Origin of the sequence: Bacillus sp. NMCN1 (assembly GCF_002998085.1) — a bacterium.
GTDB lineage: Bacteria > Bacillota > Bacilli > Bacillales > Bacillaceae > Bacillus.
Genome location: NZ_PVQL01000002.1, coordinates 163,315 through 176,636 on the forward strand (window position 1 = coordinate 163,315; position 13,322 = coordinate 176,636).

The 13,322-nt window shown below is 41.4% G+C and carries 13 protein-coding genes; 11 read left to right on the forward strand and 2 right to left on the reverse strand.

The genetic code is table 11. The features are described 5' to 3' along the window. Positions 1-3: 3 nt before the first annotated feature. Positions 4-1,011: a helix-turn-helix transcriptional regulator gene (locus C6W21_RS10635; protein WP_106050349.1), complete on the reverse strand. Its 1,008-nt coding sequence runs from the start codon at positions 1,009-1,011 to the stop codon at positions 4-6. Between the two features lie 129 nt (positions 1,012-1,140). On the opposite strand from C6W21_RS10635, the gene C6W21_RS10640 reads away from it, so the two are divergent. Both C6W21_RS10640 and C6W21_RS10645 read left to right on the forward strand, forming a co-directional pair. Continuing rightward, positions 1,141-1,848, forward strand: a complete 708-nt coding sequence (locus C6W21_RS10640) for a class I SAM-dependent methyltransferase (protein ID WP_106050350.1) — start codon at positions 1,141-1,143, stop codon at positions 1,846-1,848. After that, complete coding sequence (locus C6W21_RS10645) at positions 1,845-2,942, forward strand: saccharopine dehydrogenase family protein (RefSeq protein ID WP_106050351.1); 1,098 nt, start codon at positions 1,845-1,847, stop codon at positions 2,940-2,942. The genes C6W21_RS10640 and C6W21_RS10645 overlap by 4 nt, the downstream gene beginning before the upstream one ends. Positions 2,943-3,022: 80 nt before the next feature. Here the strand turns inward: C6W21_RS10645 and C6W21_RS10650 are convergent, their stop codons facing one another. After that, complete coding sequence (locus C6W21_RS10650) at positions 3,023-4,843, reverse strand: acyltransferase family protein (protein WP_106050352.1); 1,821 nt, start codon at positions 4,841-4,843, stop codon at positions 3,023-3,025. A gap of 225 nt (positions 4,844-5,068) precedes the next feature. Here C6W21_RS10650 and C6W21_RS10655 point away from each other — a divergent pair, with 225 nt between their 5' ends. From C6W21_RS10655 to C6W21_RS10695, 9 genes are all read left to right on the forward strand, one after another. Next, on the forward strand, positions 5,069-5,932 hold the full coding sequence (locus C6W21_RS10655) for a S8 family peptidase (RefSeq protein ID WP_176544447.1): 864 nt from the start codon (positions 5,069-5,071) through the stop codon (positions 5,930-5,932). 56 nt (positions 5,933-5,988) lie between these two features. After that, the gene (locus C6W21_RS10660; protein WP_142392854.1) at positions 5,989-6,780 is read left to right on the forward strand and encodes an SAR2788 family putative toxin; all 792 of its coding nucleotides are present in this window, start codon (positions 5,989-5,991) and stop codon (positions 6,778-6,780) included. Positions 6,781-6,805: 25 nt separating this feature from the next. After that, on the forward strand, positions 6,806-7,267 hold the full coding sequence (locus tag C6W21_RS10665) for a hypothetical protein (protein ID WP_056765343.1): 462 nt from the start codon (positions 6,806-6,808) through the stop codon (positions 7,265-7,267). 117 nt (positions 7,268-7,384) lie between these two features. Further along, positions 7,385-8,260: an aldose 1-epimerase family protein gene (locus C6W21_RS10670; protein ID WP_106050354.1), complete on the forward strand. Its 876-nt coding sequence runs from the start codon at positions 7,385-7,387 to the stop codon at positions 8,258-8,260. Between the two features lie 59 nt (positions 8,261-8,319). After that, on the forward strand, positions 8,320-9,264 hold the full coding sequence (gene deoR / locus C6W21_RS10675) for a DNA-binding transcriptional repressor DeoR (protein ID WP_106050355.1): 945 nt from the start codon (positions 8,320-8,322) through the stop codon (positions 9,262-9,264). A gap of 83 nt (positions 9,265-9,347) precedes the next feature. After that, positions 9,348-10,019 carry a deoxyribose-phosphate aldolase gene (gene deoC, locus C6W21_RS10680; RefSeq protein WP_106050356.1) on the forward strand — a complete coding sequence of 224 codons (672 nt, stop codon included), beginning with the start codon at positions 9,348-9,350 and terminating at the stop codon, positions 10,017-10,019. Positions 10,020-10,185: 166 nt separating this feature from the next. After that, entirely contained in the window at positions 10,186-11,367 is a 1,182-nt protein-coding gene (locus C6W21_RS10685; RefSeq protein ID WP_106050357.1) for a NupC/NupG family nucleoside CNT transporter, read from the forward strand. 25 nt (positions 11,368-11,392) lie between these two features. Next, positions 11,393-12,694, forward strand: a complete 1,302-nt coding sequence (locus tag C6W21_RS10690) for a pyrimidine-nucleoside phosphorylase (protein WP_066031527.1) — start codon at positions 11,393-11,395, stop codon at positions 12,692-12,694. A gap of 180 nt (positions 12,695-12,874) precedes the next feature. After that, the gene (locus C6W21_RS10695) at positions 12,875-13,318 is read left to right on the forward strand and encodes a MarR family transcriptional regulator (RefSeq protein WP_045210167.1); all 444 of its coding nucleotides are present in this window, start codon (positions 12,875-12,877) and stop codon (positions 13,316-13,318) included. Positions 13,319-13,322: the final 4 nt, after the last annotated feature.

The following is a 13,322-nucleotide window of genomic DNA, read 5'->3' on the forward strand; positions in this document are numbered from 1 at the left end:
TTTTTATATGTGAGAGAAAAAGTAAACAAGCATCCGTCTGCTGCTCAAATTTGTCTTTTGCAGCATCGCCTTCACATGATCATGGACGGTATGGGTTGAAATAAATAAGGTACTGGCGATTTCCTTTGTAGACTGTCCCTTTAATAAGCAGTCGAGGACGTTCATTTCTCTTTCTGTCAGCCGGTACGTTTTTGCCGCATAAGGAAGAATATCATTGGTTTGGGCTCTCTTGATGTGAATCATGACAGCCTCTTCCTGCCCGGCTGCCTGCGATAATCGAAATGCTTGAAGAGAGAGGAACAACCCCGTAGGCATTCTCGTCATGCTTGCCGCTGTTTGGTCGATACCGCTGTATATAAGTTTAGCCCCTAATGCTCTGAATGGACGTGGCATGGTGGCTCTGTCATGGATCTGTTCAAAGGCTTGAAACGTCTGAAGCCAATGAAGACCCGTCTCATTTCCATAAAGAAGATTGTAATCGTGCGAGAGAATGAGAAAACCTTGCTGCTCCGCCGCGTCATCCTCTTCAGTGTCTCTTTTTTTGAAAAGTTCATCTCTTAGCTTGGCTGCGAGTCTAGGCGTCTGCTCGATGACCGATCGGATATCTTGTTCTTGAAAAGGTTCCTTGTCCTTTAGACGATATAGGCTGGCAATACCCCAGCATTCTCCTTGAATCACAAGGGCTGCCCGCAATTCATCAGACCATCCTTTAGGTAACAAAATGTCTTGGTAGCGCTCACTGTTGAGATATTCTCCGCTTTGGACTAGGGTCGCAGCATGAATAGGGCCTTTGGCTAGAGACTCATGCTGATGCACGTCCTTTTTTAAGAACTCATTTTGAAACAGCTGGTCATGAATTTCTTCAATCGGTTCATCTGTGAAGGAACCTGTCGAGAGGAGAGTGGCTGGATCAATGGTCGTGATACAGGCAGCATCAAAATCAAGGACGGCAGCAAGCTCGTCCCGAATGTGTTGTCTCAGCTGCTGAAAATGAGTGGCTGGATTGGTCACATGATCTCCTCCTCACAAATCCCCACTTTTAGGGATCGTGTTTCTTGATGTCTCTTTTTACAATAAAGATGTCATACCATTAGTGTACAGGAAACGATGTAAAGCGGAAAGGAACTGGAGGAGAAGGAGATGAAAGGAAAACAGCATTGGCACGATCCCGTTGCTGAATCATATGCAGCTACGATTGCCCATAAAGTACCCGGCTATCAGCTGTTGCATGAGTTGACAATAGACGTATTAGAAACTGAATTAAAGGGAGAGGCTTCTCGCATTTTGACTGTTGGAGCGGGCGGGGGCGAAGAGATCATCAACATGCTACAAAGAAAAAAAGACTGGCTCATCACGGGGGTGGATCCGTCACCTTCTATGCTGGATATGGCGAAAAGGCGAGTTGCACAGCTTCAGATGGAGGCGCGTGTCACGTGGCATGAGACCTCATTAGATAAGGTTTCTGCTGAGCCTGTTTACGATGCTGCGGTGAGTCTGCTTGTGATTCATTTTGTAGAAAATAGGCTGCGCTTTTTAAAGGAGATTGCCCTCAGGCTGCAACCAGACGCACCGTTTGTGTTGGCATTTATACAGGGAGAGATGAAGTCCCATACATTTCAACAGGAGCTTCACATGCTTTCTCTTTTCATGCAGCGGCAAGGCCTAGAAAAAGAAGTGTTTACATCCTTTAAAAACAGGCTGGGAAGCGCGACACACCCTGTTCCCGTGGACGAGATAAGAGGGCATTTAATCAAAGCGGGATTTGAAGACATCAGACCTTATTTTCAGGCAGGGATGATCAAAGGGCTTGTTTGCAAGCGAGGTCGTAGAGAGGCGGATGAGAAATGAGATCACAGGTGATGGTGATTGGCGGCTATGGACATGTTGGACAGCAAATATGTCTGCAGTTAAGCGAAGTGTACCCAGGGCAAATTGTTGCGGCAGGCAGAAGCTATGAGAAGGCGGAGAAATTTTCACGCCAGACAAAAGGGAAAGTTCGTCCCTATCAATTAGATGTCAGTGAGTCGTCATATTCGGAATGGATGGATAAAACAAAGCTGGTGATCATGTGTCTTGATCAAGAAGACCCGTCATTTGCTGAAACATGTTTGCGGTCAGGCATTGATTATATCGATATCTCCGCGAAAGGGGCGTACATGGAACAGCTGGCAAAGCTGAATCACCAGTACATCGGTGCAACGGCTTTGCTCAGTGTCGGGCTTGCGCCTGGCCTTACGAATTTATTAGCAGCGAAAGCAGCATCTATGCTCTCTTCAGTGAATCAGATCGATATTGGTATTATGCTTGGGATGGGTGATCAGCATGGAAAAGCCGCCATTGAATGGACGCTTGATAATGTCCATACTGACTATGTGCTTACTAAGCATCATCAGCGTAAAAGAGTCAAAAGTTTTACTGGAGGTAAACGGATAGATTTTGGTAGAAGTCTTGGAAAGCGGCATGCCTATCATTTCCCCTTCTCTGATCAGCAGACATTGCCTTCGACGCTCCGCGTGCCTACTGTGACGACAAGGCTTTGCTTTGATTCCCGGGTGGCAACTCGCGCATTGGCTTTCACGAGGAGCCTTGGCATGACGTCATTTCTCAATTTGCCTAAAATCAAGGAACGAGCCATTTCCATGATTCAATCTGCTCAAATGGGAACAGATCAATATGCAGTCAAAGTGGAAGCAAAGGGAATGGATGGAAACAAGGTTCATCAAGCAGCGCTAGGAATAAAAGGGCGCGATGAGTCTCAAGCAACAGCTCAAGTCGCCTCTGCTGCGGCACTGCATTTATTGAGCAGGCGGTTTCAGACAGGTGTTTTTCATATCGAAGAATTATTTTCATTAGCGTATGAGAATGGTGATTTTGCGTTGGTGGATCAAACAACGAATGAAAAGCGGGTGTTAGCGCTGAGAGCCAGCCTTTTAACGGCATAAAAGAAGATTAGCAGGATGCTAGACTTAGATTTTTGATAAAGGGCTAAAATGATCTTTATTTTAGCCCTTTGTCTTCTTTTTTATGATGATGACACATCTCCTTTTTTCTTGATGCTCGCTGTAATGAGCTGTGTCAATGTGTCAGAGCCTTTTGTTGAAAGGTGAACACCATCCGGCTGAAAATAAGATGGCTGTCCGGTAGCGGCTGAATGCCAATCGACCAGGGTCACATTGGAATGTTGATCGGCCACTCGCTGAATGACTGCATTCACATCATTTTCCCATGACCTTGGGACTCTCGTGTTCACAAGGAAAATGTGCGCCTTTGAAAATTGCTGAATGAATGCTGTCAACGTGCCCTCAGTAAAATAGCCATTCGTGCCAAGCTCAATAATAACAGCGGCATCAGATTGATTAAATGAAGCATATTGAGGAGCGATGCTGACAGCTTCGTTCATTTGTCTGCCAACCTTTGCATCGATGGTGATTTGTGCATATGCCTTTTCAAGATTTGGCGCAATATCCAGCATGACAGAATCACCAATAGCAAGAATTTGGTGAAACTGCTTCTGATCTGCTGCTTTCTTCTCGTGTTTTTCCTTCTTTTTCTTCGCTTTTGATTCCGCAGAGTCTCCTGCTTTTTTCGGTGCTGTCTTAATTTGTGTCACTTCCTTGGCATGTGGGGACGTATGGGACGAACTGGACATGCCAATGGTAAATAAGATCAAAAGAGCTGCGGTGATTCCAAGGAACACTTTATGAGACGTAGACCATTGTTTGAATCCCTTTTTCCAAATAGACCAAGAGGAAAAATATTGTCTGAAGCCAAGCCGGCGAATCGGCTGTTCGATGAAGCGGTAAGAAGCCTCTGCAATGAGTAAAATGGCAATGATCTGCAATGCGACACGCCCCATAGAAGGCTGTCCAATTTCAATGACAGGTGTGGTCAGTACGATGATGGGATAATGCCACAGGTAAATACCATAAGAACGCTTTCCAAGCCAGACGAGTGGCTGATAGGAGAGCCATTTCCCCAAAAGACTTGCAGGGTGGCAGATGCATGCAATTAAAATCGCTGCATTAAGACAGAATAAAAGCATGCCTCCCTGATAGAGAAAGCCGTCAAATTCGTCCACTGCATAAACACATAGAAGAAAAACCGCAAACGAACCAAAACCAGCGATATGTAAAATACGTCTGCCAACAGGAAGTAACTTTTTGCTGGACAGTCTTTGCATGGGCCATACAAATGCCAGGCTGCACCCAATCAGGAGCGCAAATGCACGAGTATCTGTTCCGTAATAAACTCTGCTTGGATCGGTATCTGGTGAATAAAGAATCGCCATCCATAAGGCGGAAACAAGTGCAAGGCCAAAGGTGATCATTGGCAGATGGGATCTGTTTTTCACAAATTTTAGTCCTGCAATCAATAGTACCGGCCAAATGATATAAAATTGCTCTTCTATCGCCAAAGACCACAAATTTTTCAGTGGAGATACAGCGTTGAAGCTATCAAAATAAGACAGCTGATGGAAGATGTACCACCAGTTACTGACATAAAAAAAGGACGATAAGGCATCGCCACGAATGGACAATAGTGCATTCGAACCAGCAATCGCACACCAGCTGACGGTTAAGAAAATCATCACGTAAGCAGCTGGAAGAAGCCTTCTGATCCGGCCCATCCAAAATGGCAAAAGCTCTTGATAGCCCAAATCCTGTTTATGTAACAAGATCGTCGTAATCAAGTAACCAGAAATCACAAAAAATAAATCAACGCCAAGAAACCCGCCGCTCGCAGGTCCAATATGTAAGTGATAAGCAATGACCGCCAATACAGCAACGGCACGCAGCCCATCTAATCCTAATATATAACGTAAACGATTTTCCTTGCTGTTCATGAAAACGAATCCCCCATCAATTGTAAAAGAACCTTTATTTAATAAAGGTTACTCATATATTGTATATATAATAGACGTCAACGCATAATATTTAGTTTGAATTTATTCAATAAATTTTTATTGTAAACCACCATATATTAATATATAACATTTTTGGTTTTATATTGACTCAAAACCATAATATAGAATAATATATGAAAAAAGGAGTGGTGTTGAATCAATAGTTTGATAAAAAGATTTTTGATAATATTAATAGTTCTTTTAATTTATTTTAAGTGTTTTGAATTGCACTCAAAAAATTTAAACTTCACTAATAATATTCATCAACAGATTCCATGGAGCATAAAGCTAACAAAAAAATATGTGGAAAATAATAGAGGAGGAGAAAGTGTACGAATAGCAATAATTGATAGCGGGATAGATGGGACTCACCCTGATTTGGTAGGTAAAGTTAAAAAAGGACTTAACACAATTGGTACAGGAGGAGAACAAGAGGACAGTTTAGGGCACGGTACTGCTGTAGCTGGAATAATCACAGCTAATGATAATGAAATTGGACTAGTGGGTATAACGCAGAATGTAGAGTTATATCCTGTTAAAATTCTAGATTCAAAAGGCAAGGGTTCAATAAAAAATTTTGTTAAAGCTGTTCAATGGTGTATTGATAATAAAATTGATGTTATCAATGCTAGTTTTGGATTAATGAAAGATGATCCATCTGTTAAGAAAATTATAGACAAAGCAATACAAAAAAACATAATTATAGTAGCTGCTGTTGGTAATAAGTATGGAAGGAAAATGGATTACCCAGCTGCTTATGAGAATGTTTTTTCTGTAACCGCTGTGGATAAGCATAAGAAGGTAGCTGAATTTTCATCTAAAGGAAATTACGATTTTGCTGCCCCTGGAGTGGATATACCAGTTCTAAAGCCTCATAACAACTATGCGATTGAAAGTGGTACCTCTTTAGCGAGTGCCCATATTACAGGTGTAGTAAGCTTAATTTTACAGTACCGGGAACGTTTTAATATTAATTCTGAAGAACGTTTAAACCAACAAATATATAAAGTTTTGAAAAAATGGTATTGATGATTATTTGAATAAAATTGTTTTTTAGAACAAGAAACTCGGAGGTTTAGTTTAGGATGAATAAAATAAGTAAGTTAATCTCAATTGTTATATGTCTATCGCTGGTTATAACTTTGTTTTTCCAATTTCCAAATAAAACAGAGGCTGTTACCACAAAAGATTTTCATGTTTTAGAAGATAGTAATGAAAAATATGTAATTTCACAGGAGCAAGACGGAGTAACTGGTATTCTAACTCTAAATAAAAAAACAACAGAAATCAGTTATCAGACTGAAGAAATTGGTAGTGAAGGTGAAAAGGTTTCAAAGGATTATGAAGTTGACTTGCAGACACTTTTAAATGATAATTTAGATGTTACATTTAAAGATACAAAAGATGATAAGAAATATGAAGTGAATTCTGAAGATATTCAAGCATCTTTTGCATTTGTTATCCCTATTGGTATTGCTATTGGGGCAGTTCTATTAGAACATTTATTAGCTTTGGGACTTGCAGTAACAGTAGTAGGTGTTACCTATATTGCTTATTCTGAATTTATAAAAAGGAAAGACAATAAACATAATCACTTTATTGCTTATCGAGACAAAAATAAACCTCATTTATTTATTGGAAAAGGCGTAAGTCGTGCAAACGCTGTAAAAAGATTAGCTCAGAAAAAAGATACATGGTCTACTTCCAAAAGCAATGCACAATCTATTGCTAAAGCAGCCAGTCCGATTGGAAAAGTAATAGGTGCAGAAATTGACAAAAAAGGAAAAAATAAACATTATCACTATCATCCAGTTTATAAATTAAAAGGTAAATATGAAAGAACAGGAGCACATGCTTTTTTTGGCGCCCCTAGATAAGAAATTGAGATAGAGGAGGTTTTCGATGATTGTTCTTAATCGTGAACCAAGAAAGAAGGAATACAATGCGCTCATCGATTTATGTTGTGAAGTATGTGATGAGTTCCAATTAGTTTTTAGAAAAGATTTTGCTGATTTTGCTGATTATCGTGAAATTCTAGATAAACTTTCACCATCTCTTAAAGAAATGAAGGAAGAGTCTGAATGGGCTACCACGATTCTAGGAGATGGTCAAACAGCATATGTTTATTATTATTATGCCAATGAACACACAAAAAATCTTTTGAAAGAACTTTCGAACTCTCTATACGGGTGGGTTCACCCTAATTTACTGGAGGATTTATCATTCTTCAAAAATGGGAAAGAGTGGATGGTTTCAAGCTCACATGAAGAGGAGAGCTATATTTTTCCTGAAAACGAAGAAGAAATTGAGAGTTTAAAACAAATCAAAGGTCTTAGATGGACTATAGAAGAAGATGATGAATAAGTAATTTAAACGGCTTTTCCCTAGAAGGGAGAAGTCTTTTTTATTCTAACTAACTCTTTTATACTCAAAACCAAAATCCCTGTCATAATAAAAGAAGAAGGAAAGGGGATGTATTGAATGAAAACGATCGAAAATGATCAGTTATTGGTTCAGATTCATGAAAAAGGAGCGGAAGTCAGGGAGGTGCTTGACAAGGAAAGCGGGCGTCACTATATGTGGTCTGGCGATCCTGATTATTGGGGCAGGGTGTCGCCTGTCTTATTTCCGATTGTTGGACGATTAAAGAATGACCAATACAAGATAGATGATCAAACCTATGAGCTCACGCAGCATGGATTCTTGCGGGATGTTGATTTTGATTTATATGAAGAAACGAAAGATACGGTGACCTTTCAATATGAATCAAAAGGCCGTCACATTGATCAGTATCCTTATGAATTTACCGCCCGTATTCGTTACGAGCTGTCGGAAAATGGGCTGACGATTTCCTGGGAAATTGATTATGACGGAGATGGTACGATGTATTTCTCCATTGGAGGGCACCCCGCATTTCATATCCCGCTTGTTGAAGGTGAGCGCACAGCAGATTACTACCTGACATTGACCCCTTCCTCTCAGCATCTTCCTATCCAATATGAACTGGAAAATTCACTTGTCAGGGAGAAAGAAAAAGGCATTCAGGTGGAACCAATTCAGCTTCGACCTGAGCTTTTTCAGCAGGATGCGATGATCTTTAGTCATATCAAACGAGTGTCGTTGACTTCCCAGGCAGGTCACGGGGTTGAGGTCGATCTCACTGGGTTTCCGTTCGTTGGTATTTGGTCACCTTATCATCAAGAGAAAGGCACAATGGCTCCTTTTGTTTGTATTGAGCCTTGGTATGGTATCGCCGATGTGGAAGGGACGAATGGCCAGTACAAGGAAAAGTTCGGTATTCAAACTTTAAAGAAGAATGAGACCTTCCATGCCGCCTATACGATTTTCTTTAAATGAACATTTGTGCATGTTAAGGTGAACATTTTGTTATGATAGAAGAAAAAGGAGGCGTACGAATGGATCGGGAGAAACAACAACTGAGTATTGAAGCGGCAAGGCTTTATTATTTATCGGATTACAGCCAGCAGGAAATTGCCAAACAGCTCGACCTGTCTAGACCAACTGTGTCTCGGCTGCTTCAATATGCGAAGGAGAAGGGGTACGTCCAGATAACGGTAATGGACCCGTTTGAGGACTTAAATGAGCTGTCTTCATTGCTCAAGGAAAAATATGACCTGCTCGAAGCTCATGTGGTGTTTTCGCCCAAAGATGATTATCCAACGATCACCGAATACTTGAGCCAATTTGGTGCCGAGTACTTGCAAGACACAGTGAAAGACGGTGATATCGTTGGTGTGAGCTGGGGAACCACCATGTATCAAATTGCCCAAAAGATGCAACCTAAACAGGTCAAAGGTGTAGAGGTTGTCCAGCTGAAGGGTGGGATCAGCCACTCCCATGTGAATACATATTCCGCGGAAACCATCCAGCTGTTTGCTGAGGCCTTTCAAACAGCACCGCGCTATTTGCCGCTTCCTGTTGTATTTGATAGTGCTGCCGTCAAGGAGATGGTTGAGCAGGACAGACATATTCAGCGCATCATTGAAATGGGCAAACAGGCGAATATTGCTGTGTTTACTGTTGGAACGGTAAGAGATGAAGCCCTTTTGTTTAGACTTGGTTACTTCCGTGAAGAAGAAAAAGCACTGCTCAAAGCATCCAGCGTTGGAGACATCTGTTCGCGCTTTTACGATCAAGAAGGACGCATTTGCAGTGAAGCGATTAACAACCGTACGATTGGCGTGGAGCTTGATGATTTAAGGACAAAAGAACGTTCTATTCTTGTTGCTGGTGGACATCGCAAGGTTGCTTCTATCCACGGGGCACTAAGAGGAAAATATGCGAACGTATTGATGATTGATCAGCATACAGCAAAGGCTCTGTTAAATGTCACAAAATAGATGAACAAAATTTCATAACTATGTTTACAATTGTTCATCGATCATATATGATGAAAGTATCATAATTAAAAGGAAGTGTAAGCATGACGATAGCAAAGCTCATTGATCATACAGCACTAAAACCAGATACATCGAAAGCTGCAATCATGCAGTTACTTGAAGAAGCAAAGACTCATCAATTTGCATCTGTTTGCGTGAATCCAACATGGGTATCTCTTGCATCGAAAGAACTAGCAGGAACAGGCGTTGATGTATGTACAGTTATCGGTTTCCCGTTAGGTGCAAACACAACGGCAGTGAAAGCATTCGAAACAAAGGATGCGATTGAAAACGGTGCAACTGAAGTGGACATGGTTATCAATATTGCGGCATTGAAAGACGGCGAATATGATGTGGTTGAGCAAGATATTCGTGCAGTTGTAGACGCGGCAAAAGGGAAGGCACTTGTGAAAGTCATTATTGAAGCGTGCTTACTCACAGATGAAGAAAAAGTCAAAGCTTGTGAGCTTTCAGTAAAAGCTGGCGCTGATTTTGTGAAAACATCGACTGGATTTAGTACAGGCGGTGCAACAGCTGAGGATATCGCATTAATGCGTAAAACAGTTGGACCTGACATTGGTGTGAAAGCATCAGGTGGCGTGAGAACAAAAGAGGACGTTGAAGCAATGACAGCTGCAGGCGCTACCCGCATTGGTGCGAGTGCAGGCGTTTCTATTATCAAAGGGGACCAATCAGCTCCTTCGAAAGACTATTAATTCATACGATCCTATGGTAGGATAACATTCGTGACTCATAAAAGATGAAAAAGTCATATGCGGAAGGATCTCACTTCTGGGAATTTCTTCCGCACTTTGTTTACGAAATAGGGTTTGTTCCATACAAGCGCATTAATGTAAACGAATTCATTCGAGGAGGAAAAACATGAAATACTTGATTGGTATCATCGGTTTGCTGGTGATTCTCGCCATTGCATGGCTGGCTAGTAACGGGAAAAAACGAGTAAAATTCCGTCCAGTATTTGTCATGATAGTACTGCAATTTATTTTAGGTTATATTCTGCTCAATACAGGTGTTGGGAACTACTTAATTGGTAATTTTGCCAAAGGATTTAAACTGCTTCTAGGCTATGCCGGTGAAGGAATCAACTTCGTATTTGGCGGATTAATGAATGATAATGCATCAACATTCTTCATCAACGTCTTACTGCCGATCGTCTTTATTTCGGCATTGATCGGTATTTTGCAGCATTGGCGTATCCTTCCGCTTATCGTACGCGGAATCGGTTATCTGCTCAGCAAAGTAAACGGTATGGGGAAACTAGAATCTTACAACGCAGTCGCGTCTGCGATTTTAGGACAATCAGAAGTGTTTATTTCTATTAAGAAGCAGCTTGGATTATTACCTCAGCAGCGTCTTTATACATTATGTGCATCTGCAATGTCGACCGTATCGATGTCTATTGTCGGTGCGTACATGCAAATGATTAAACCAGAGTACGTGGTCACAGCACTTGTGCTGAACCTATTTGGTGGATTTATTATTGCGTCTATTATCAATCCATATGAAGTAGCTAAGGACGAAGACATGCTCGAAGTCGTTGAAGAAGAAAAGCAATCCTTCTTTGAAATGCTTGGTGAATATATTATGGATGGTTTCAAAGTAGCGATTGTTGTCGCTGCGATGTTGATTGGATTCGTTGCATTAATTGCCATGATTAATGGAATCTTTACAGCTGTTATCGGTGTTTCTTTCCAAGATGTACTTGGTTATGTATTTGCCCCATTTGCTTTTATTGTTGGTGTACCTTGGAGCGAAGCAGTACAAGCAGGAAGCATTATGGCAACGAAAATGGTTTCCAACGAATTTGTGGCAATGCAAATCCTGTCCGGTGATGCTTTCCATTTCACTGCTCGTACAGAAGCGATCATTTCTGTATTCCTTGTATCATTTGCGAACTTCTCTTCTATTGGTATCATTGCTGGAGCAGTCAAAGGCTTAAACGAAAAACAAGGGAACGTTGTTGCACGCTTTGGATTAAAGCTTCTATTTGGTGCAACACTTGTCAGCTTCTTAACAGCAGGCGTTGTCGGTTTGATTTACTAATTTAAAAAAAGGAATGGTGAAAACAATGAGAATGGTAGATATCATTGCGAAAAAACGTGACGGAAAAGAATTATCTTCAGAGGAAATTTCTTTCTTTGTCAAAGAATATACGGACGGAACAATTCCTGACTACCAAGCAAGTGCCTTGGCTATGGCGATTTTCTTCCAAGATATGACGGATCAAGAACGTGCTGACTTAACGCTCGCTATGGCGAACTCAGGAGACACGATTGACCTGTCTGCCATTGAGGGCATTAAAGTAGACAAGCACTCAACAGGCGGTGTAGGTGATACAACAACGCTTGTACTTGCTCCTCTTGTGGCTGCACTTGATGTACCTGTTGCGAAAATGTCTGGCCGCGGTCTTGGACATACAGGCGGTACAGTGGATAAGCTTGAAGCGGTTAAAGGCTTCCACGTAGAAATTACAAAAGACGAATTCATCGAGCTCGTGAACCGTCATAAAGTAGCGGTCATTGGGCAATCAGGCAACCTGACACCAGCGGATAAAAAGCTTTATGCCCTTCGTGATGTGACAGGAACCGTTAACTCCATCCCGCTCATTGCAAGCTCTATTATGAGTAAGAAAATTGCTGCTGGCGCAGATGCAATCGTACTAGATGTGAAAACAGGCGCAGGTGCTTTCATGAAAACACCTGAAGACTCTGAGAAGCTTGCAAAAGCAATGGTTCGCATCGGAAACAACGTAGGCAGACAAACGATGGCTGTCATCTCTGATATGTCTCAGCCGTTAGGATTAGCGATTGGAAATTCCCTTGAAGTGAAAGAAGCGATTGATACACTCCGAGGCGAAGGTCCTGAAGACTTAAACGAGCTTGTGCTCACATTAGGAAGTCAAATGGTTGTTCTTGCGAAAAAAGCAGAGACACTTGATGAAGCAAGAGAAAAGCTAATTGAAGTCATGAAAAACGGCAAAGCACTTGAGAAATTCAAGGAATTCTTAGAAAATCAAGGTGGAGACGGCTCGATTGTAGATCAGCCGGAAAAACTGCCGCAAGCCCCTTACCAAATCGACGTTCCTGCAAAGGAATCAGGTGTGGTTGCTGAAATCGTCGCAGACGAAATCGGTGTTGCTGCGATGATTCTTGGAGCAGGACGTGCAACAAAAGAGGACGAGATCGACCTATCTGTTGGCATCATGCTGAACAAAAAAGTCGGCGATCGTGTTGAAAAAGGAGATTCACTCGTGACACTGCATGCGAATCGTGAAGATGTTGCGAATGTCATGGAGAAAATTTATGACAACATCCGCATCGCAGATCATGCTGATGCACCAACTCTCATTCACACTGTGATCACAGAATAAAGAAAAAAGGACAAAAGTGCTTCGTCGCTTTTGTCCTTTTTTGTTCATTTCTTTTTCTATTAAGATAAAAAATTTCACTTTATGAAACAAACCTCTTGCAATCATCAAATAATGGGTGTATATTAGTTGACGAGTCAATGATTGATATATCAACTAATTGATCTGAATAGAAAAGAGGGGATGGCATTGACTGCATTTTGCTCTGAAGAAGCAGAGGTATTATACCGTTTGCAGTGCGTGAACCGTATGATGGGTGTGAAGTTCGAAGCATGCACGGGCATCAGCCAATCAAGACTAGAGTTGCTATCACTGCTATTTCAAGCCGACGAAATCAGCCAATCAGATTTGCAAAAAAAAGTAAATATTGATAGTGCGGCTGTGACGCGTCACTTAAAACAGTTAGAAACAAAAGGAATGGTCACGCGCAGAAGAAAGCCAGAAGATAATCGAGTCACACTTGTTCGTCTGACAGAAGAAGGAAGAACAAGAATCGAAGCTTCTAAAAAAGAAAAAGAACGATTTATCTCAGAAATGCTTGAAAACGTAAGTGACGAAGAACGAAAGCTTCTCACTGATGTGCTCATGCGAATACAACAAAACATCGAAAAGATTCAAACAACCTAAAGGA